This window comes from Halococcus sp. AFM35 (genome assembly GCF_051195015.1).
GTDB lineage: Archaea > Halobacteriota > Halobacteria > Halobacteriales > Halococcaceae > Halococcus.
Genome location: NZ_JBNTJU010000008.1, coordinates 119,449 through 137,624, shown reverse-complemented (window position 1 = coordinate 137,624; position 18,176 = coordinate 119,449). Strand labels below are relative to the sequence as shown.

20 protein-coding genes, 1 tRNA gene and 1 pseudogene are annotated in these 18,176 nt (G+C 64.2%); 7 read left to right on the top strand and 15 right to left on the bottom strand.

The annotated features are described in order from the left end of the window. Positions 1–76: 76 nt before the first annotated feature. Positions 77–487 (bottom strand): annotated as a pseudogene (locus ACQUQO_RS08850) (class I SAM-dependent methyltransferase); the annotation flags it as partial. Positions 488–577: 90 nt separating this feature from the next. On the opposite strand from ACQUQO_RS08850, the gene ACQUQO_RS08845 reads away from it, so the two are divergent. Then, positions 578–1,003, top strand: a complete 426-nt coding sequence (locus tag ACQUQO_RS08845) for a DUF2391 family protein (RefSeq protein ID WP_435077615.1) — start codon at positions 578–580, stop codon at positions 1,001–1,003. Between the two features lie 41 nt (positions 1,004–1,044). Further along, positions 1,045–1,623 carry a DUF7090 family protein gene (locus ACQUQO_RS08840; protein ID WP_435077614.1) on the top strand — a complete coding sequence of 193 codons (579 nt, stop codon included), beginning with the start codon at positions 1,045–1,047 and terminating at the stop codon, positions 1,621–1,623. On the opposite strand, the gene ACQUQO_RS08835 is transcribed toward ACQUQO_RS08840, so the two are convergent. The 5 genes from ACQUQO_RS08835 to ACQUQO_RS08815 all read right to left on the bottom strand — a co-directional run bounded on the left by ACQUQO_RS08835 (position 1,620) and on the right by ACQUQO_RS08815 (position 4,205). Beyond that, the gene (locus ACQUQO_RS08835) at positions 1,620–2,399 is read right to left on the bottom strand and encodes a DUF7089 family protein (RefSeq protein WP_435077613.1); all 780 of its coding nucleotides are present in this window, start codon (positions 2,397–2,399) and stop codon (positions 1,620–1,622) included. The genes ACQUQO_RS08840 and ACQUQO_RS08835 overlap by 4 nt on opposite strands. Then, on the bottom strand, positions 2,400–2,489 hold the full coding sequence (locus ACQUQO_RS08830) for a hypothetical protein (RefSeq protein ID WP_435077612.1): 90 nt from the start codon (positions 2,487–2,489) through the stop codon (positions 2,400–2,402). Between the two features lie 45 nt (positions 2,490–2,534). Next, entirely contained in the window at positions 2,535–3,101 is a 567-nt protein-coding gene (locus tag ACQUQO_RS08825; RefSeq protein ID WP_435077611.1) for an OapC/ArvC family zinc-ribbon domain-containing protein, read from the bottom strand. 70 nt (positions 3,102–3,171) lie between these two features. After that, positions 3,172–3,573: a DUF2073 domain-containing protein gene (locus ACQUQO_RS08820; RefSeq protein WP_435077610.1), complete on the bottom strand. Its 402-nt coding sequence runs from the start codon at positions 3,571–3,573 to the stop codon at positions 3,172–3,174. Continuing rightward, positions 3,573–4,205 carry an Era-like GTP-binding protein gene (locus tag ACQUQO_RS08815; RefSeq protein WP_435077609.1) on the bottom strand — a complete coding sequence of 211 codons (633 nt, stop codon included), beginning with the start codon at positions 4,203–4,205 and terminating at the stop codon, positions 3,573–3,575. The genes ACQUQO_RS08820 and ACQUQO_RS08815 overlap by 1 nt, the downstream gene beginning before the upstream one ends. Before the next feature lie 819 nt (positions 4,206–5,024). On the opposite strand from ACQUQO_RS08815, the gene ACQUQO_RS08810 reads away from it, so the two are divergent. Further along, the gene (locus tag ACQUQO_RS08810) at positions 5,025–6,692 is read left to right on the top strand and encodes a Cdc6/Cdc18 family protein (RefSeq protein WP_435077608.1); all 1,668 of its coding nucleotides are present in this window, start codon (positions 5,025–5,027) and stop codon (positions 6,690–6,692) included. On the opposite strand, the gene ACQUQO_RS08805 is transcribed toward ACQUQO_RS08810, so the two are convergent. Continuing rightward, positions 6,689–7,582, bottom strand: a complete 894-nt coding sequence (locus ACQUQO_RS08805) for a S26 family signal peptidase (protein ID WP_435077607.1) — start codon at positions 7,580–7,582, stop codon at positions 6,689–6,691. The genes ACQUQO_RS08810 and ACQUQO_RS08805 overlap by 4 nt on opposite strands. Before the next feature lie 85 nt (positions 7,583–7,667). Here ACQUQO_RS08805 and ACQUQO_RS08800 point away from each other — a divergent pair, with 85 nt between their 5' ends. After that, positions 7,668–9,218, top strand: a complete 1,551-nt coding sequence (locus ACQUQO_RS08800) for a DNA-directed DNA polymerase II small subunit (protein WP_435077606.1) — start codon at positions 7,668–7,670, stop codon at positions 9,216–9,218. A gap of 7 nt (positions 9,219–9,225) precedes the next feature. Here the strand turns inward: ACQUQO_RS08800 and ACQUQO_RS08795 are convergent, their stop codons facing one another. Then, complete coding sequence (locus ACQUQO_RS08795; RefSeq protein WP_435077605.1) at positions 9,226–9,609, bottom strand: hypothetical protein; 384 nt, start codon at positions 9,607–9,609, stop codon at positions 9,226–9,228. Between the two features lie 144 nt (positions 9,610–9,753). Between ACQUQO_RS08795 and ACQUQO_RS08790 the strand changes: the two genes are divergently transcribed. Continuing rightward, the gene (locus ACQUQO_RS08790; RefSeq protein ID WP_435077604.1) at positions 9,754–10,932 is read left to right on the top strand and encodes an aspartate kinase; all 1,179 of its coding nucleotides are present in this window, start codon (positions 9,754–9,756) and stop codon (positions 10,930–10,932) included. On the opposite strand, the gene ACQUQO_RS08785 is transcribed toward ACQUQO_RS08790, so the two are convergent. The 3 genes from ACQUQO_RS08785 to ACQUQO_RS08775 all read right to left on the bottom strand — a co-directional run bounded on the left by ACQUQO_RS08785 (position 10,929) and on the right by ACQUQO_RS08775 (position 12,458). Then, entirely contained in the window at positions 10,929–11,588 is a 660-nt protein-coding gene (locus tag ACQUQO_RS08785; protein ID WP_435077603.1) for a metallophosphoesterase family protein, read from the bottom strand. The genes ACQUQO_RS08790 and ACQUQO_RS08785 overlap by 4 nt on opposite strands. A gap of 25 nt (positions 11,589–11,613) precedes the next feature. Next, positions 11,614–12,186 (bottom strand): IMP cyclohydrolase, encoded by a 573-nt coding sequence (locus ACQUQO_RS08780; protein ID WP_435077602.1) that lies wholly within the window; start codon positions 12,184–12,186, stop codon positions 11,614–11,616. 65 nt (positions 12,187–12,251) lie between these two features. Continuing rightward, entirely contained in the window at positions 12,252–12,458 is a 207-nt protein-coding gene (locus ACQUQO_RS08775) for a hypothetical protein (protein ID WP_435077600.1), read from the bottom strand. A gap of 138 nt (positions 12,459–12,596) precedes the next feature. Here ACQUQO_RS08775 and ACQUQO_RS08770 point away from each other — a divergent pair. Continuing rightward, positions 12,597–12,669: transfer RNA gene (locus tag ACQUQO_RS08770), tRNA-Gln, on the top strand. A 396-nt stretch (positions 12,670–13,065) separates the two neighbouring features. After that, positions 13,066–14,349, top strand: coding sequence for an MFS transporter (locus ACQUQO_RS08765; protein ID WP_435077599.1), 1,284 nt, complete (start codon positions 13,066–13,068; stop codon positions 14,347–14,349). Positions 14,350–14,438: 89 nt separating this feature from the next. On the opposite strand, the gene ACQUQO_RS08760 is transcribed toward ACQUQO_RS08765, so the two are convergent. The 4 genes from ACQUQO_RS08760 to ACQUQO_RS08745 are packed head-to-tail and all read right to left on the bottom strand — an operon-like array spanning position 14,439 to position 18,175. Next, on the bottom strand, positions 14,439–14,573 hold the full coding sequence (locus tag ACQUQO_RS08760) for a hypothetical protein (RefSeq protein ID WP_435077598.1): 135 nt from the start codon (positions 14,571–14,573) through the stop codon (positions 14,439–14,441). A 53-nt stretch (positions 14,574–14,626) separates the two neighbouring features. Continuing rightward, entirely contained in the window at positions 14,627–14,896 is a 270-nt protein-coding gene (locus ACQUQO_RS08755) for a hypothetical protein (RefSeq protein ID WP_435077597.1), read from the bottom strand. After that, positions 14,896–17,229, bottom strand: a complete 2,334-nt coding sequence (gene fdhF, locus ACQUQO_RS08750; RefSeq protein WP_435077596.1) for a formate dehydrogenase subunit alpha — start codon at positions 17,227–17,229, stop codon at positions 14,896–14,898. Before fdhF ends, ACQUQO_RS08755 begins: the two co-directional genes overlap by 1 nt. Beyond that, on the bottom strand, positions 17,222–18,175 hold the full coding sequence (locus ACQUQO_RS08745; protein WP_435077595.1) for a 2Fe-2S iron-sulfur cluster-binding protein: 954 nt from the start codon (positions 18,173–18,175) through the stop codon (positions 17,222–17,224). The genes fdhF and ACQUQO_RS08745 overlap by 8 nt, the downstream gene beginning before the upstream one ends. Position 18,176 lies beyond the last annotated feature (1 nt).

Genomic DNA, 18,176 nt, shown 5'->3' with positions numbered 1-18,176 from the left:
ACTCTGATCCCGCCTCACGTCTGGTCTCTTTCAACGTATCTGCTCGTACCGTGATCGATAGAGTGGACAACTAGCGACAGTAGAAGGTCCCGCCCGAGCGGAGCGTGCGCCGGAGTTCACGGAGCGCCGTGTGGGGGTCGGCGGCGTAGTAAAACGCCTCCATCGAGAAGGCGTGGTCGAAGGCGTCGTCGGCGAAGGGGAGATGGTCGAAATCGCCGACGAGAAAGTCGATACCGTCCGCATCGGTGTACGACCGGGCGTTGCGTGCCATCTCGGGTGAACCGTCGAGACCACAGACGAGCGCGCCCGTCGTGTCGTGGAGGGCGCGGCCGGCATAGCCGCTGCCGGTGCCCAGATCGAGCACGTGCTCGCCCGCTGCGACGGGCATCCGCGCGAGGGCATGCTTTGCGGTGTGCCAGTGGCGGTCTTCCATCCCGCGGTCGCGCCCCTCCGTGGCCCACGCGTCGAACTCCTCTCTGACGGTCATGGCGGGACGAAGCGGGCGGGGGTGAAAACCCGTTCGGCGGACGCGACGGGAGAGCGCAGGCGTCTTGTTCGCCGGCGGCGAGCGGGTGACATGGCGAGATGGAGACCACACTTCCAGGTGGCGGACATCGCCCAGCAAGTCGTCGGCGGATTCTTGCTCGCCGGACCGTTCGTCGTCACCGAGGAGGTCTGGACGCTCGCGACGAACATGGAGAGGCCAAACGGCGTGCTAACGGTCGCCATCGTCCTCACCATCGGCTACGGCGCGCTGTACAAAGCTGACGACGACCGCGACCCCGAGCGCGAGCGGGCTGTCCTGCGGATTCCGGTACGGTTTATCTCGCTGATGAGTGTCTCCTTCGGCTCGGTGGTCGTTCTCGCGCTGGTGTTCGGCGCTCCGGAGACGTTCCTCGGAGCGGTAGCGCCCGGGGAGCGGTTGCTGACGACGCTGCGGGCGATATCGGTGGGCGCGGTGTTCAGCGTCGTCGGGGCGGCCACCGCCGATAGCGTTTTCTGATATGCGCAGGGATTAAGATGCCTCCCGCCGCCCTTCTGGGCATGGATTATGCGCTCGCAGTCGAGGACACCCCAGAGACGATTTCGGGCGGGACAGGTGTCCTGCTGGTGCATCCGAGCACCGGCGAGACCGACCGAATCGATACCGACTTCCTCAGCACGGACACCGACCACTTCCTCGTCGTCTCGACGCGCACGACCGCCCGCGAGGTCGAGCAGAAGCTCGAACACTACGACGTCGACCGGGAGAAGGCGACGATTCTCGACGCGCTGAGCATCGAGCGGGGCTACTCGCGCCGGTCCGGCGAGGGCGTCCATTACGTCTCCTCGCCCGACGACATCGAGGGTATCGTCGAGACCGTCGCGGAGTTTCTGGAGGGGCATTCCGGAAAGCTCCGAGTCAGCGTCGATTCGGTCACGGAGATGGCCTACTACGCCGACGAGGAGCGCGCCCGTGAGGCCGTCGAGGGGCTGCTCGACCTGCTGGACGACCACGACGCCGTGGGGCTGTTCCATCTCGCCGAGGAGGTCCACGATGAATCGGTCGTCGAGGAGTATCGGGAACTGTTCGACGGCGTGATTTCCCTCGACGTCGACGGCGAGGTTCGCGGCGACTTCTAATCGAGTTCGGCGAAGGTCCTTTCGGCCCACTCGACGGCGTAGTCGGGACCGTACTCGCGGTAGGCACGGGTATCGAGCGCGCCGAAGGGCGTCGGGATTTCGATGTCGTGTTTGACGCCGCTACAGGCGAGTTCGGCGGCCGCGGGAAAGGCGGTCTCGCCACCGGCGATTTCGCCCGGCAGGTCCGCGAGTCGCGGGGCGAGGCGCTCGCCAGCGTCGATCCACGCGGCGTGGAGGTCAGGGTGGTCGTCGTCCCAAGTAGTGAAAATTTCGCGGGTCGCGCGGCCGAGATAGGCGTCGTAGAGCGCGGCGGCGAGCTGGTAGGTTCCCGCCGGGTCGAACGGGGTCGCGTCGTCGAGGTCTCTGTACTGTGCGCCGAAAAAGCCGAGGAATTGTTCCGGTCCATCGAGACCGATTTCGACGAGCGACTCGGCGACGAGGAAGTCGATGAACGGGGCTGGAGACCCCGCGAGGCGGGGTTTGACGAAGACGGTTGGCGGGTGGGTTTGGACCGTCCACGCGACGCCGCCGTCGCCGGGCATACCGATAGTGAACGACGCGCTGGCGTAGTTGCGGAGGGATTCGGGCGCATCAGTTGGAAGCCACTCGTCGGGAGAGGAGACCGGGTCGAGCGCCTCACAGAGCGGGCCGAGCGATTCGGCGACCGCGGGGTCGAGGGTCTCGAAGTCCCGTTCGGTGTCGAGGACGAGCGCGTCGGGCGCGTGCTCGTCGCGGACGGCCGCGAGGTCGCCCGAGAGGTCGCGGCGGTCGAACATCTACGCGAGCGCGAGCGCGACGATGATGCCGACCGACAGCAGCGCGGAGACTCCGACCGTTCCCAGCACGATTTTGGTTGCCTGACTCATGCAGGGGGTTCTCGCGGCCCCCTGTTAAGTGCTTCAATCCCCGCCTCACCCGCCGTGCCACGACTCGGGCACTTCGATGACGTACTGGCCGTCTTCCTGGAGGGCGATGATGTACTCCTCGCGGTTGTAGAGTTCCATCAGGTTGAGTTCGTACTGGCCGGGTTCGAGGATTTTGATGCTCTCGAACTGGTCGTCGAGTTCCTGCCGGAGCGCCGCCATTCCCGCATCGTCCGCGTCGTCGCCAGCGTCGGGCGAGGGGGTCGTTTCGCCTGCGGAGCCGGACTCTTCGGCGCCCGCAGCGAGTTCGTCCGGCGACGCCACGTCGCGGCGGGCGTCGGCCTGTGCGCTATTCTCGGGTTCGGCGGTGACCGCCGGTTCATCAGGAGACGAGTCGGCGGGCGGTGGCTGGGTGGCCGCTGGACCGTTGTCGGGTTGGATATTCGGGGTAGCTGCGTCGGCAGTTTCGTCCGCCGACCGGGCAGCGCTCGATTCGCGCGTGTCGGCCGCCGGCTCGAACCGAAACTTGTTGCCGCCACAGTCCGGACAGCCCGACAGCATCTCCTTCGAACCGTCGGGAAACGTGTGGCCGCAGTCGGTACACTGGTGGGGCATTATCGGGACGTGGCCACCGAGCGCAAAGAGGGCGTCGGCAGCGTTGGGGGAGAAACGATGGTCGATGCGGTCACTTGCGGGTGACGAGCGCCGAGATGAGCGTCTCGTCCTTGTGGAGCGTTTCGAGGCGATTGGCCGGCCCGATAACGGTGAGTTTCGTCTCCGTCTCGCGGCCCATCAGCCGGTCGAGGAAGCCGCCGTTCGATTTCGTCGAACCGGGATAGGTCTCGATTTCGATGCCGGTGAACTCGTCGGGGCTGATTTCGGTCATCGTCACCTCGATGAGCTTCGACTCCTCTTCGGGGTCGAGACCCTCTTCGAGGATGACGATGTTGCCCTCGTGGACGCTATCGAGGATGAGGCGAATCTTCTCCATGCTCGCGAGCTGGTCCATCCGCTCGCCGCTGATCATGTCAAGCTGGACGCCGCTGCCGTCGTCGGCGTCGCCAGCGTCGTTGTCTGCTTCGGACATCAGCCGAAGTACTCCGCGATTTTCTCGTACACCTCGTCCATGTTCTCACCTTCGAGGGCCGACAGGGGAACCGTCTCGTGTTGGGGAAAGGCGTTCTTGATGCGCTGGATGCTTGCGTCCTCCAAGTCGATCTTGTTGGCGAAGATCAGAACGGGAAGGTCCTGGCTCTCGATGATGCCGACGAGCATCGTGTTGACTTGGGTGAAGGGGTCCTCGGCCGAGTCGAGCACGTAGATGACGCCGTCGACGTCCTCGCGGAGCCAGTGCATCGCCTCGGCGACGCCCTCGGTGGCCTCGCGCGAACGGCGCACGGCGTCGTCCTTCTCCATGTCGTGTTCGATGAACTCCTCGTAGTCGACCTTCGTGGCCACCCCAGGGGTGTCGACGATGTCGATGTTCACTGACTTGCCGTTGCGCTCGATCTCGATGTCCTCCTTCCGGCGCGCGCGCCGGGTCTCGTGGGGGATGTGGCTCTCCGGCCCCACGGCGTCGCCGGTCCAGTCGCGCGCGATGCGGTTCGCGAGCGTCGTCTTGCCGGCGTTCGGCGGCCCGTAGATGCCGATGCGGCGCTGTTTCTGCCCGCCCGAAAAAAGGTTCGAGATGCTGTCTCTGAGTCCTGCGAGTAGTCCCATTATTCTCTCCCACCCGCCCGCCGGGCGAATCCGGGCGTACAACGATACTGCATACACTTAAACCCACGTCAGACACGTATCAGGCTTGCTGATTCGACCGAGCGCTCTTCCGTCCCGATCTCGCCGTGCGCCAATTGTCGGTCGTCCTCACCATGCCGATCATCGATGTTCGTCTGCCGACCCCTTTCGACGTGTGGCATACTAGCACATTGTTTCGTACCCCCACCCCTTCGTTTCGAGTGGAACAGTGACCAGCCGACGTGTGGCGACGTGGGTTTCACGGAATGAGTGGCTGAAAGAATCCGTGTCGGGACGATAACCATCTATAATATGTTATGAAACGGCGAATGACCGTCGAAATCACTAGAAATATAAAAGGGTGTCGTTTATATGGGCGTCTTTCTCTTCTTCGGTTGCTGTTCGCACCCTCCTTACTTAATACTTCCCCAATCTAGAGACACCTCTCACACCCCTCCCATCCCTCTCAGCCGTTCCACCCGAAACGAAGGGGTGGGGGGGGTGTGAGGAACATCTCTAGATTGGATGGATTCATAATGCCGCTATCTGTCCTCGATAACCGCGCTCGTTCCGACCGATCCGATGCAGTCGTTCGTTTCCCCGTCTTCCCCGTCCGAATCAACAAGATTAATATATACCCAACCTCTGGTTCCGCTGCACGATTCACGGAGCACATCGACGCACACCACCCTCTCATATCGACGTAGCCGTCTTCTCTTCGGGATATACGACGTTCTTCGTTGGTGTGCGGGAACTCTTCCATCCGAAAGGAAGGGGTCAGACCGCGGGAATCGAACGGCAATGACAGGAAACGACCGACCATCCGACGACCGAACCGCTGGCGAGCCGCCGACACCGCCCGACAGCACCGATGGCGACGATAGCGTGAGTGCTGACGATAACGTCGGTGCCGACGACACAATCACTACTGACGACAGCGCCTCGACGGAACCGACCGCCAACCGTGCGACCGTCTCGACCGACTCCGGCGGTGATGGCGACGCTCGCGACAGTGACGACGCGGGTGGGAGCGACACCGATGGCGATGGGGACGAACCACGGACCGACGCCGCACCGGGGCTGTTCGACGACCTCCTCAGCGGCGAGCCGATATTCGAGAACAAGGACGTCCTCAGACCCTCGTACACGCCCGAGCGGCTTCCCCATCGCAACGAGCAGATCAACAACATGGCGACGGTGCTCGTCGGCGCGCTCCGTGGCGAAACCCCATCGAACATCTTGATCTACGGGAAAACCGGTACTGGAAAGACCGCGAGCGCGAAGTTCGTCAGCAACGAACTCGAAACCACCTCGCAGAAATACACCGTCCCTTGCGAGGTCGAATACATCAACTGTGAGGTGACGGACACCCAGTACCGCGTGCTCGCCCAGCTCGCGAACACCTTCATCGAGGCCAACGAGGCATACATCGAGGAGCGCCTCGCCGACCTCCATTCCCTCCACGAACGCGCCGAGACCGACCCGTCGGCGCTTGCCGATTCCGACATCGACGACGCCGAGTTCGATTCCATCGACGATGTCGAGGCCCGCATCGAGGACCTCGAAGCCGACCTCGCCGAGTTCGAACCCGTCCCGATGACCGGTTGGCCGACCGACCGCGTCTACTCCACCTTCTTCGAGGCGGTCGATTACCACGAGCGCGTCGTCGTCATCATGCTCGACGAGATCGACAAGCTCGTCGAGAAATCCGGCGACGACACCCTCTACAATCTCTCGCGGATGAACTCCGAACTCGAAAACTCCCGGGTCTCGATTCTCGGCATCTCGAACGACCTCAAGTTCACCGAGTTCCTCGACCCGCGGGTCAAATCCTCTCTGGGGGAAGAGGAGATCGTCTTTCCTCCCTACGATGCGACCCAACTCAGAGATATCCTCTCGGCGCGTGCGGACATCGCTTTCGTCGAAAACGCCCTCTCGGAGGACGTCATCCCTCTCTGTGCTGCCTTCGCCGCCCAGGAACACGGCGACGCCCGGCGCGCGCTCGACCTCCTTCGCACCGCCGGCGAACTCGCCGAGCGCGGCCAGACCGAGCGCGTCGACGAGGACCACGTCCGCGATGCCCAGGAGAAAATCGAACTCGATAGGGTCGTGGAGGTCGTCCGCACCCTTCCCACCCAGTCGAAGGTCGTCCTCTTCGCGGTCATTCTACTCGAACGAAACGGCGCACAGAACATCAACACCGGCGAGGTCTACAACATCTATCGCCGGCTCTGTGACGAGATCGACGCCGACGTACTCACCCAGCGCAGAGTCACGGACCTCATCTCCGAACTCGACATGCTCGGTATCGTCAACGCGGTCGTCGTCTCGAAGGGAAGATATGGGCGCACCAAGGAAATGAACCTCTCGGTCCCCATCGACGACACCGAAGCCGTCCTCACGAGCGACTCCAGACTCGGCGATATCGAGGACGTCCAGCCGTTCGTGCAGGCACGCTTCGACAGCTAACCCGCAACGCTCGGTCCGGGACTACCGATTCCCATCCCGATATCGGCGAGGTTCCAAGACGGACCGGTCGTCGAAACGGCGACAGTGGGGTCCGTCATACCGAACAGCAGCCGAATCCGGCCGAGCCACGGAATCTTGAACTCGGCGGTTCCAGTGACCCACTCGGGTTTGACGGGGCTGCTGATGGCTCCGTCGCCCGTGTCGACTTGGTCGTAGAGACCGTTGTTGTCGCCTTTGGTGATGAATCCGCCATGTGGGGCCGGACAGTTCGCCAACTCCTCGCAGTTGTCGGCCCCGCCGAGATACTCCTCGTTGGCCTCGTCGTACCAGTTCTCGCTGGCGTTCACCCAGAAGCGCGCGCGGTGGATGATGGGTGTCTCTCCCTCGTCGCCGTCGGGCTGATAGACGATGACGTCGCCATACTTGTTGAACTCCGAGTAGCCGGCGGCCGCGCCCGCTTGGTAGGGAACGACGCCGGTTCCGTTGTAGGCTGCCCCACCGGCGAAGCGGTGTTCTTCCATCAGGAAGACGAGGTCGCCCCGCTCCATGTTGGGTGCCATGCTCGAACTCTCGATGGCGACCATCGGCGGCCAGAGACCGGAAACAGCAAAGAGAACCAATCCGACCACCGCCACGACGGCGAGGCTCGAAAGCACTTCGCGGACGAACACGACCCACTCCTCGTCGGTGTTCATGAACCACCGCGCACGCGCGAGCGGTCCACTCTCCCCGCGTTCGCTCCCGTCATCATTGGCCCTGTCCTCCCGTTCGTCGCCAGTGAGTCCGTCGCTGTTCCATTCACTGTCGTTGGTCGTCTCGTCCGTTCCGGAGTCGGTCTCCCGACCGTCCCAGCGTCCGGGCCACCCCCCGTCACCGTCTCCGGAATCCATTGCCATCCATACCGCAGGCGGTCGTTTCAACGTTTCCTTCCGCCCCTCCGCTATCCTTTTGGTTCCCGCCGCGAAATCCGTTCTCGTGCCGCGTTCGACCTCGGTCCGTATCGTCACCGAACTCGCCAGCCGCGGCTACAACGCCGAGCGCGAGGCGGTCACGCTCATCGCCGGTGCGGACGACCCCGAACGCGCCATCGAGCGCGCCGTCGAATCGGTTCCCGACGAGGCGCTCACGCTCTCGGCCGAACACGTCAGAAAGAGCATCGACCCCGACGAATCCGACGCCACGACAGCGACTCACAACCCCCCTGTTTCGGGTGGAAACCCGGGTACATCGTCCGAAACCGAAACCACTGTTCCAGTTGAAACGAAGGGGTCCGGGGATGGCGATGCCGGTGTTCGACCCGAGCGCTCGACCGACTCGGAGCTGCGTTCGCTGGCCATCGACGGCGACATCACGGGTCGCTCGACGGGCACGGGCGAGTACGCCGATTTCGTGCGGACCTTCCGCGACCGCTACGAGCGCCTCTCGAAACTGCTGCGTTCGCGGGTCAACCACCGACCTACCGAGGCCGTTCACGCGATGGCCGGCGGCAGCGACGCCGCCATCGTCGGGATGGTTTCGGATATCCGCTCGACGGCCAACGGCCACTGGCTGGTCGAACTCGAAGACACGACGGGGACCTTCCCGTGTCTCGTCATGAAGGACCGCGACCTCGCCGGCGTCGTCGACGAACTCCTCCTCGATGAGGTCATCGCGGTCGAGGGCACGCTCGCGGGCGACGGCGGCATCCTGTTCGTCGATGAGCTTCACTTTCCCGACGTGCCGCGCACGTACTCGCCCTCGACGGCCGACCGCCACGTCCGCGCGGCGCTCATCTCGGATGTGCACGTCGGCAGTCAGGAGTTCGCCGCCGACGCGTGGTCGGCCTTCGCCGACTGGCTCCACACCGAGGAGGCAGCAGCCGTCGAGTACCTGCTGGTCGCCGGCGACATGGTCGAGGGAGTAGGAGTGTATCCGAATCAGGACGAGGAACTCGACATCGTCGACATCTACGCACAATACGAGCAGTTCGCCGAACATCTGAAGGAGGTGCCCGGCGACATGGAAATCCTCCTGATTCCGGGCAACCACGACGCCGTTCGTCTCGCCGAACCCCAGCCCGGCTTCGACGACGACCTCCGAGACATCATGGGCGCCCACGACGCCCGCATCTCGGGCAATCCCTCGACCGTCACGGTAGAAGGCGTCTCAATCCTGATGTACCACGGCGTGAGCCTCGACGAGGTCATCGCCGAACTCCCCGAGGAGAAAGCCAACTACGACGAACCGCACAAACCGATGTACCACCTCCTCAAAAAGCGCCACGTCGCGCCCCAATATGGGGGCCACACCCGTATCGCGCCCGAGGAGCGCGATTACCTCGTGATGGAAGACGTTCCGGATATATTTCATACGGGCCACGTCCACAAACTCGGCTACGGCAAGTACCACGACGTGCTCGCGCTGAATTCGGGCTGCTGGCAGGAGCAGACGAGCTTTCAAAAGAGCGTGAACATCGAACCTGACGTCGGCTACGCGCCCATCGTCGACCTCGACACGCTCGACCTGACGATTCAGAAGTTTCGGTGATCCTCGCCTACGAGTCGAGCCGGAACTTCACCGTTTTCGTCTCGCCGAAGCGCGGTCCCGCACCGACCTCCCGAAAGCCGGCGTCCGCTGCGGCGCGTCTGAGGTCGTCTCTTGACTCCTCGACCAGCAGTTCGACGTCCATATCCTCGTTTCGGGCGAAGCGTATCGGCTCGTCGAGCAGGCGCTCGACCGCTTCTCGTCGTCCGTCGAACTGGGTGATATGCACCGCGTCGCGGCGGGCATCGAAACTCACGAACCCGACGATGTCATCGGCTTCCTCGGCGATGGAGACGGTTCTATCGTGAACCAAATCGACCATCGTCTCCGCCGGTGCGTCGGCGAGCGCGGCCAGCCGTCCGGCGTCGGCTTCGACGGCATCGCGCACCTCCATACCCCGCCATCGGGACGGAGACGCCTAAATCCCCCGACCGACCGGAGACCGCGACGCCGTGGATGGAAGCAGTTATCCGCCACCGAGACCACCGCCAATCATGCACCACAGTCACATGGGTCGGCTTCGCCAGCGGAGGGTAGGATGCGCGTCGTAGCGAAATTCGGGGGAACGAGTTTGGGAAGCGGCGACCGCGTGAACCGTGCCGCCGATTCGGTCGCGGCCGCGGTCGAAGCCGGCCACGAGATCGCCGTCGTCGTCAGCGCGATGGGGTCGACGACCGATTTCTTGCTGCGGGAGATCCAGTTCGATGCCGAGGAGGGCGACAGAGCAGAGATCGTCAGCATGGGCGAGCGTACCTCCGCACGGATGGTCAAGGCCGCCCTCTCGGCGCGCGGGGTCGATGCCGAGTTCCTCGAACCCGGTGGCGAGCACTGGCCGGTCGTTACCGACTCTCGGGGGGAAGTCGACGTCGAGGAGACCACCCGCCGAACGCAGGCACTCGCCGACCGGATGGGCGGCACTGTCCCGGTGATCGCTGGCTTTCTCGCCGAGGACCACGCCGGTTCGGTCACCACCCTCGGCCGCGGCGGCAGCGATACGACCGCGGTCATGTTGGGAAACTATATGGACGCCGACGAGGTGGTCATCGTGACCGACGTCGAGGGCGTGATGACTGGCGACCCCCGGGTCGTCGAGGGCGCTCGGAATGTCGCCGAAATCAGCGTGGACGAACTCCGCAACCTCTCCTTTCGCGGGGCGGAGGTCATCGCCCCGAGCGCGCTCAACTACAAGGGCGGCGATCTCGGGGTGCGGGTCGTCCACTATCAACACGGCGACCTGTTGCAGGGTGGCACCAGCATCGAGGGCACCTTCGAGACGCTCATCGACCTCCAGGAGACGCCACTCTCGTGTATCACTGTCGCGGGACGAGCTATCAGGAACCGTCCGGGAATTCTCGCCACGCTCTCGGGCGCGCTCGCCGACGTGGACATCAACATCGATGCGGCGGCGAGCGGTCTCGATTCGATCACGTTCTATCTCTACACCGACGACGCAGCCGAGGCCGAGACGGTGCTCCACGAGCGCGTCATCGACGAGGACGCCCTGTCGAGCGTCACAGTTGATGAGGAGATCGCCGCCCTCAGGGTCACCGGCGGCGAACTCCCGACCCAATCGGGCGTCGTCCAGGGAATGGTCGAGACCCTCGCCGACGAGCACATCGCCGTCCACGACGTCATCACGAGCGCGACCTCCGTGGCGGTGTTCGTCGACTGGGACGACCGCGAGCGGGCGCTATCGGTGATTCAGGACACCTTCTAGCGGCCCTTCCGCAACCGACTCCCGATCTTCTCGGGTAATCCCGCCTCGCTCACTGCGCGCTCGACGGTTTCGATGTCGTACTCGACTCGGTGTTCGGTGACGTTCATCGCCTCCAAATCCACTGTCGCGTAGGCCGCCCGCGGGTCGCCATCGCGCGGCTGGCCAACGCTGCCCGGGTTCAGCACGATACCCTCGTCGTAGGACTCGTAATGTTGCACGTGCGTGTGGCCCAGCACGAGCACGTCCTCGTCGCCGAGCATGTCGGCTCCGAACATGTCGGGGTACGTGTAGCGGTCGGGGTCGTCGGGATGGCCGTGGACGATTTTCACCCGTCCATCGCACTCGGTACGCTCGTCGGGTAGGTCCGCGAGCCATGCCAACTGCTCGTCGTCGAGTTGCTCGCGGGCGTAGGCGACGCCAGCGCCGGCCATGCTATTAAAGGAAAAGCTCGTGCCGGTGGCCACCGCGCGGTCGTGGTTGCCCATCACGGTCGGAATTTCGCGCTCGCGCACTGTCTCGACGCACGCGCCGGGCCACGGGTTGTACCCCACCACGTCGCCGGCACAGACCAGCCCATCGACGGCCGGCATGTCTCCGAGGACCGCTTCGAGTGCGACCCGGTTGCCGTGGACGTCCGCGATGACACCGATAGTCATACTTCGGCTACGACCTCGCCGGACTTCAATCGCCGTTCTCGATGGCGGTCTCGAATCCCTTCCCTTCTCGCGCGACGCCGGCCGCACAGACCGGATGCTCGAAGTCGGCGTCGTAGACGGCGCTCGCCGCCTCGTCGGCGCTTTCGACGTCGAACTCCGTCGGTTCTGGACTGTCTCTCTCGTAGGTCGCCACCAGCGTCGGCTCCGCCACCTCCTTCACAACGAGTCCGTCGCGTCGGACGATGCCCACATAACTTTTTTCGCCGACGACGCCGGCGATGCGCGGGGTGTCGTAGTCGTCCTTCTCGAAATCAAGCGCCAAGAGGGAGAGGGCGAGCGCGTCGCGGGCGGGATACCCCATTGTGACCTTCTCGGCGATGGGGTCGGTGTGCGAGCCGTTGCCGATGACCGCCCCTCGCTCCGTGGGTCGCACACAGTTGTACGAGACGTAGGGGTTGTCGGTCGCCCCGGCGTCGCTTGTCGGCACCACGGTGAGCATGTCGTCGCGCTCGATGATTTTCCGATTCGGGAACGACCGCGAGGAGACCCGATACGCGCCGACTCTGGGACCGACGACGAGGAACCGTCCGACGTACATGCCCGTACTGGCTCGCGGAACCGAAAGTAGCCGTCGAAATCCTCGACCGGCCACCGGTGCCGTCGTCACCGTTTGCGCCACGCGAGCGCGACGATGAGGGCTGTCGCCGCGGCCAGCCCGAGATTTAACAGTACCAGCGGATGGGTTGCGTTCGCTGTGACGAACGAGATGATGGCCGGAACAGCATCCGAGATGAGTGAGAACGTACCCAGTACCAAGACGAACCCCAGATAAGCCACCACGACTCCACCGATGAGCCGAAGCGTATCCATGGACATCCGTCGATTGTATTTCGGGTATCTCTTCCGGGAAGCCGACCAAAACTGTAGCTATCTGCTACCGGTTTCGGCTGATTCGGCACGGAACCGTTCCAACAGGGATAAGTAGAGACGGCTGCAACGACTATTTACAGTCCCATGGGGTAGCGGCCAATCCTGAAGCCTTCTGGGGGCTTCGACCCAGGTTCGAATCCTGGTGGGACTATCTTCCGGCCGTTCGAATTATTCCTTCTCGTTCCGTCCGCACGGAAACAGTACGTTTTTACCAGACCGCGCGAACCCTCCGAAGACTCGTTTTATGACCTACCGGCCCACGGTTCGTCCGGTGTTCGACCCCCTCTCGCCCCCCTGCCTCGGGACGGGCCCGATAGCCGCAGCACTCGGGTTCGTTTCGCTGCCTTTCCGGTAGCCGCAATTCCTCTCGACCACGCACGTACATGCTGATATCCACCGAGCTGCTGGCCCAGTGCCGGCGCTCGCACGACCGCACACCGCACGAATCACGACCGAATCGCACGCGCCGATGTCCGAAGCGCCGACGAGGAAACCGCTCGTCCGCTCTCCTCGGAGCTACATCGACGTCCCTCGGGGGTGGTCGCCGATGAGCGCCCTCGACCGGGCGCTGTGGCGCAACGGTGACTTCCGGCGCTTCTTCGCCGGACAGTTCGTCACGAACGCCGGGGACAGCCTCTACACGGTGGCGATGCTCTGGCTCGCCTTCGAGCTGAGCGGCTCGACGTTGGTCACTGGCGCGCTGAACGCGATACTGCTGCTGCCGTGGCTATTACAAGTGTTCGCCGGACCGCTCGTCGACCGCCTGCCGCTCGACCGTGTCCTCGTCGGCTCGCAGGTGATTCAGGGCACCGTCGTGCTGGCCCTGCCGCTGGCGGCGGCGACAGGGTACTTGGACGTCGGCGTCCTGTTCGCCGTCGCGCCGGTGTTGATGCTCGCGTCGCTGCTGACGGAACCGATGGAGACGGCACTGTTGCCCCGTATCGTCGACGACGAGCGCCTCCCCGGCGCGAACGCGGCGCTCTCGACCGTGACGCTCGGGCTGGACATGGTGTTCGACGCGCTTGGCGGCGGCTTCGTCGCCGTCTTCGGCGCGACGACCTTGTTCCTCGCCGACTCGGCCACGTTCGCCGCCGCTGCGCTGTTGTTTGCCGGTATCAGGCTCGGCACCGCGACGGAAACCGACGAACACACCGAGTCGAGGGGCGAAACGGTCGTCTCGACTGTACGCTTGGTGCTGCGCTCGTACGTCTCGGATCTCCGGGACGGGGTTAGGGTGCTCAGCGGGACGGTGTTCGTCGAACTGATACTGACGACCGCGGTGGCGAACTTCACGACCGGCGTCGCGCTGGCGATACTGCCGGCGTTCGGCGACGGTCTCGGCGGTCCCGCGGTCTATGGCCTGTTGCTGGGCGCGCTCGGAATCGGCCGGCTCGTCGGCTCGTTCGTCGGTCCGTGGTTCGAAACCGTTCCCTACGGCAGGCTGCTCGTCGCCCACGGGCTGGGTGCCTGCTGCTGGCTCGCGGCAGTTCTCGTGTCGTCGCCAGCGCTCACAGTCGTCTTGTTCGGTCTCGCGTGGATACCCGCTGGTATCTCGGGCGTGCTCGGTTCGACGCTGAACCAGCGGGTGTTCCCGACTGACCTACTGGGTCGGGTTTCGGCGACGAAAGGCACCGCTTCCGGAGCGACCCTCCCGCTGGGTTCGCTCATCGGTGGTGCGGTCGCCGAGGTGCTGGGAACGACGACGATGGCGCTGGCTGCCAACGGCTTCGCCTTCACGGCCGTCTACGTCCTCCTGCGCCCGCGGCTCAGACGGCTTCCCGCCGTCGGGGCGGCAACGCCGGAGGACTTTGACGTGGAAACGACCAAATAAGCGACCGGTAGAAACCATCCTCAGTTTCGAGCTTCCTCGCCGTGCCTCGTCGGGCTGTATCTGTGCGTTCGACCTCTCGTGACCTGCACTCAGTGCTTGGCTGCCAACTCGCCGCCACACTCCGGGCACGTCTCGGTCTCCTTTTGGCTCTCGTAGCCACAATCCAGACAGATGAATATCTCGTCGCTCTCGTCCGGCGTTGGTTGGTCCTCGTGGCGTGTCATGTGCTCGTTTGGGGCGGAGAGCGGATAAGCGCCCTGGCCGGTGCGAAAGCCGCCTACTCCGGCGGGACGTTGCCGGTGAGCACGTTCTTCATTGCGTGCAGGCCGGTCGCCGCGAGCACCACGAGGAGATTCAAGAACGCGTGCGGCACGACCGTCTTCGTCCGGCTCAGTCGACTGCCACAGGCCGGACAGGTCGTTCGGTCGGGGTCGAAGCGCTCCCCGCAGACCGTACACTCCCGGACGAGGCGTTCGCGGTCGCTCTCGATGCCGACTTCGCCGTCGGCCAGCCCCGCCGCCCGCTTGATGCGCTGGGTGAGCGCCATCAGTCGTCGGACTCCGCGAGCGTTCGGTCGCCGCTCTCACGGGTCGTGCGCGCCGGGTCGGGGTCGTCGCCCGACCGAAGTCGGACGCTCGTGACCTTGTACTCGGGCGTTTTCGCCGCCATGTCGAGGTCGTTCTCGTCGGTAAGGGTGTTGACCGCCGACTCGGCGAAGTGCATCGGCACGAACACGGTGTCCGCTCCGGGCCGCTCGGTGACCTGTGCTTTGACACGAATCGTCCCGTGACGGGATTCGACGCGGACGTACTCGCCGTTCTCGATGCCGGCATCGGCCGCGGTCTCGGGATTGATTTCGACGAAGTCCTCGCCGACGTAGGACATGATACCCTCCTCGCGGTGGGTCATCGTCCCGGTGTGGTACTGATAGAGTACCCGCCCCGTGGTCATCGTGAGCGGGAACTCATCGCTACTGAGGTCGGCCGGCTCGTTCGGTCCCGTCTCGATGAACGACGCCTTGCCGTTCGCGGTGTTGAACTCCTCTTCGTACAGCCGCGTGGTGCCCGGGTGGTCGTCGTTCCAACAGGGCCACTGGAGTTCCGCGCCGTTTTCGAGACGTTCGTGGCTGATGCCCCCATAGATGGGCGTCAGCTCGGCAATTTCGTCCATGATGTCCGATGGCGAGTCGAACGCCCAGTCGTGGCCGAAGCGCTCGGCGAGCGCCTGCACGATTTCCCAGTCACCCCGACAGTTGCCCTTCGGTTCGATGGCCCGCTTGACCAACTGGACGTGCCGGCTCGAACTCGTGAACGTGCCGTTGGACTCGACGGCGGTCGTCGCCGGCAGCACGACGTCAGCGTGTTCGGCCGTCTCGGTGAGGAAGATGTCCTGTACGACGAGGAAGTCGAGGTCGGCCAGAATGCGTTGGGAGTTCTCGACGCCGGGTTCCGAGAGCGAGGCGTTCTCGCCCATGATGTACATCCCCCGGAGGTCGCCGCGGTCGGCCGCGAGGAACTGCTCGGTCGTCCGCCACCCCTCCTCTTCTGGCAGGTCGGTTCCGTATGCCTCTTCGAACTTCTCGCGAATCTCCTCGTCGGTGACTGGTTGATAGCCGGGGAAGTTGTTCGGCAGCGGTCCCATGTCCCCGCCACCACCTTGGACGTTGTTCTGGCCCCTGAACGGCGACAGCCCCGCACCGGGCTTGCCGACGTTGCCGGTGACGAGCGCGAGGTTCGACATCGAGATGATGTTCTCGGTGCCATTCGTATGCTCGGTCAGCCCGAGCGTCCAGCAGAAACAACACGAGTCGGCTTCGGCGATGGTCTCGGCGGCCGACGCCAACTCCTCGGGCGGCACTCCCGAAACCTGCTCGACGTACTCGGGGGTGAACTGGTCGAGATGTTCCTTCAGGTCTGCAAAGCCCTCGGTGCGCTCGTCGATGTACGCCTCGTCGTGGAGGTCGTGCTCGATGATGTATCGAGTGAGACCGTTTATCCACGCCGTGTCGTAGCCCGGATTCGTCCGGGTGTACTGAGTGGCGTATTCGGCGATTTGGACCTTCCGCGGGTCGAAGACCACCATGTCGGCTCCGTCGGCGACGTTCTGTTTGATGCGCGTCGCCAGCACTGGATGGGCCTCGGTCGTGTTCGACCCCGAAAGTAGGTAACAGTCCGTGGTTTCGAGGTCGTCCATGCCGACTGATGCCGCGCCGTAGCCGACGGTCTGTTTGAGCGCCGCGACCGTCGGCGCGTGACAGAGCCGATTGCAGTTATCGACGTTGTTGGTGCCGATGACCTCGCGGGCGAAGCGCTGCATCGCGTAGTTGTCCTCGTTCGTGGCCTTCGAAGAGGAGATCAGCCCGAGGGCGTCCGCGCCGTCCTGTTCGATGATGTCGCCGAGACCCTCCACGACGCGCGCGAGCGCCTCGTCCCACGACGCTTCTCGAAATTCGCCGTCCTCTTTGACGAGCGGTTCGGTGAGGCGGTCGTCGCTGTTCACGTAGTTATAGCTGAACTTCCCTTTGACGCAGGTCGAAATCCCGTTGATGGGCGCTTTCTCCGGGTCCGTGGGTCGCGCGCCGAGCACCTCCCCGTCTTTCGTGTGGAGGTCGAACCGACAGCCGACCGCACAGTACCCACAGGTCGTATCGGTCACGTCGACGTTCTGGAGGCGGTAATCGGAGAGGGCGTCGGCCACGTCGAACAGCCGCCCCTCGGTCATCGTGTTCAGCGCGACCGACTCGGTCGCGTGCTCGAACGCTTTGAACGGTGCCGTCTTCGTCACGTCCGTCTCGCTCGCTTCACGGGCTTGGTCGCGTGCGCGCTCCATGAAGCCTGCGACGCCCTTCTTGTCGTCCCCGCCCCCGTCGCCGTCAGTCATCGCTTGCCTCCCCATCAAGGGCATCGTCCTCGTAGGTCTGATTGCCCTTCATCGGTGTCGCGGGGTTGGGCTGGCCGTCGTAATCCTCGCCGATGGTCTCGCCGATGGAGTTCTCCTGGGTGAATCCCGGAATCGGGATGGTCGCCGCATCGGTGTAATCCTGCTCGACCAAGGCCCCAGTGGGACAGACCGTCGCACAGTGGCCACAGGAGACACACGTCGAGTCCATCATCTCCTCCGCACCGTTCTGGAAGCCGATGCGCGTGTCTGCACCCGACCCCTCGATGCGGAGCACACCCTCGACCTGCACGTCGTTACAGGCCTCGACGCAACGATTGCAGAGGATGCACTTGTTGCGGTCGATCTGGATGAACGGCGAGGACTCGTCGATTGGTTCGTACTCGTCGCGGTCGTCGAACACGCCATACCGGGGCACCTCGACGTCGGCCTCGATGGCGGCGTCCTGTAGCTCGCAGCGTCCGTTCTTCCCGCAGGTCGTACACCGGAGGTTGTGGTCCGAGAGCACGAGGTCGAGATTGACCGACCGCGCCTCCTCGGCTTCCGTACTATTGGTCTCGACCGTCATCCCCTCCTCGGCGGGGAAGCTACAGGACGGAACCAATCCATGCTCGTCGGTCTCGACCATGCAGGTCCGACACTCGCTGCGCGGGCCGATTCTATCGGTGTCCTCGCGGTCGTAATAACAGAGCGCCGATAGCTCCTCGTCGGAGCCCACCTGTTCGAGCGCGTCGATGAGCGTCGCCTCCTCGCCGACAGTCACGTCCTCTCCATCGACGGTGAGGCTGCTCGTCTCGCGTGCGCCCACGTCGGGGTCGGTCGCGGTGCCCGTGTTGAAATGCTCGGTCAGCGGCGGATGCGGCCGCGGGTCGTCGACTGACGGCACGCTCGGTAGCGATTCGGCTCGTCCGGTGTGGTCGGTGCTCATA

Coding starts and splice junctions, on each gene's coding strand:
- fdhF (WP_435077596.1), bottom strand. CDS start 17,229: ATGACTGACGGCGACGGGGGCGGGGACGACAAGAAGGGCGTCGCAGGC.
- ACQUQO_RS08760 (WP_435077598.1), bottom strand. CDS start 14,573: ATGACACGCCACGAGGACCAACCAACGCCGGACGAGAGCGACGAGATA.
- ACQUQO_RS08840 (WP_435077614.1), top strand. CDS start 1,045: ATGGATTATGCGCTCGCAGTCGAGGACACCCCAGAGACGATTTCGGGC.
- ACQUQO_RS08785 (WP_435077603.1), bottom strand. CDS start 11,588: ATGACTATCGGTGTCATCGCGGACGTCCACGGCAACCGGGTCGCACTC.
- ACQUQO_RS08765 (WP_435077599.1), top strand. CDS start 13,066: ATGAGCGCCCTCGACCGGGCGCTGTGGCGCAACGGTGACTTCCGGCGC.
- ACQUQO_RS08810 (WP_435077608.1), top strand. CDS start 5,025: ATGACAGGAAACGACCGACCATCCGACGACCGAACCGCTGGCGAGCCG.
- ACQUQO_RS08790 (WP_435077604.1), top strand. CDS start 9,754: ATGCGCGTCGTAGCGAAATTCGGGGGAACGAGTTTGGGAAGCGGCGAC.
- ACQUQO_RS08825 (WP_435077611.1), bottom strand. CDS start 3,101: ATGCCCCACCAGTGTACCGACTGCGGCCACACGTTTCCCGACGGTTCG.
- ACQUQO_RS08745 (WP_435077595.1), bottom strand. CDS start 18,175: ATGAGCACCGACCACACCGGACGAGCCGAATCGCTACCGAGCGTGCCG.
- ACQUQO_RS08775 (WP_435077600.1), bottom strand. CDS start 12,458: ATGGATACGCTTCGGCTCATCGGTGGAGTCGTGGTGGCTTATCTGGGG.
- ACQUQO_RS08805 (WP_435077607.1), bottom strand. CDS start 7,582: ATGGATTCCGGAGACGGTGACGGGGGGTGGCCCGGACGCTGGGACGGT.
- ACQUQO_RS08815 (WP_435077609.1), bottom strand. CDS start 4,205: ATGGGACTACTCGCAGGACTCAGAGACAGCATCTCGAACCTTTTTTCG.
- ACQUQO_RS08795 (WP_435077605.1), bottom strand. CDS start 9,609: ATGGAGGTGCGCGATGCCGTCGAAGCCGACGCCGGACGGCTGGCCGCG.
- ACQUQO_RS08835 (WP_435077613.1), bottom strand. CDS start 2,399: ATGTTCGACCGCCGCGACCTCTCGGGCGACCTCGCGGCCGTCCGCGAC.
- ACQUQO_RS08780 (WP_435077602.1), bottom strand. CDS start 12,186: ATGTACGTCGGACGGTTCCTCGTCGTCGGTCCCAGAGTCGGCGCGTAT.
- ACQUQO_RS08845 (WP_435077615.1), top strand. CDS start 578: ATGGCGAGATGGAGACCACACTTCCAGGTGGCGGACATCGCCCAGCAA.
- ACQUQO_RS08755 (WP_435077597.1), bottom strand. CDS start 14,896: ATGGCGCTCACCCAGCGCATCAAGCGGGCGGCGGGGCTGGCCGACGGC.
- ACQUQO_RS08830 (WP_435077612.1), bottom strand. CDS start 2,489: ATGAGTCAGGCAACCAAAATCGTGCTGGGAACGGTCGGAGTCTCCGCG.
- ACQUQO_RS08820 (WP_435077610.1), bottom strand. CDS start 3,573: ATGTCCGAAGCAGACAACGACGCTGGCGACGCCGACGACGGCAGCGGC.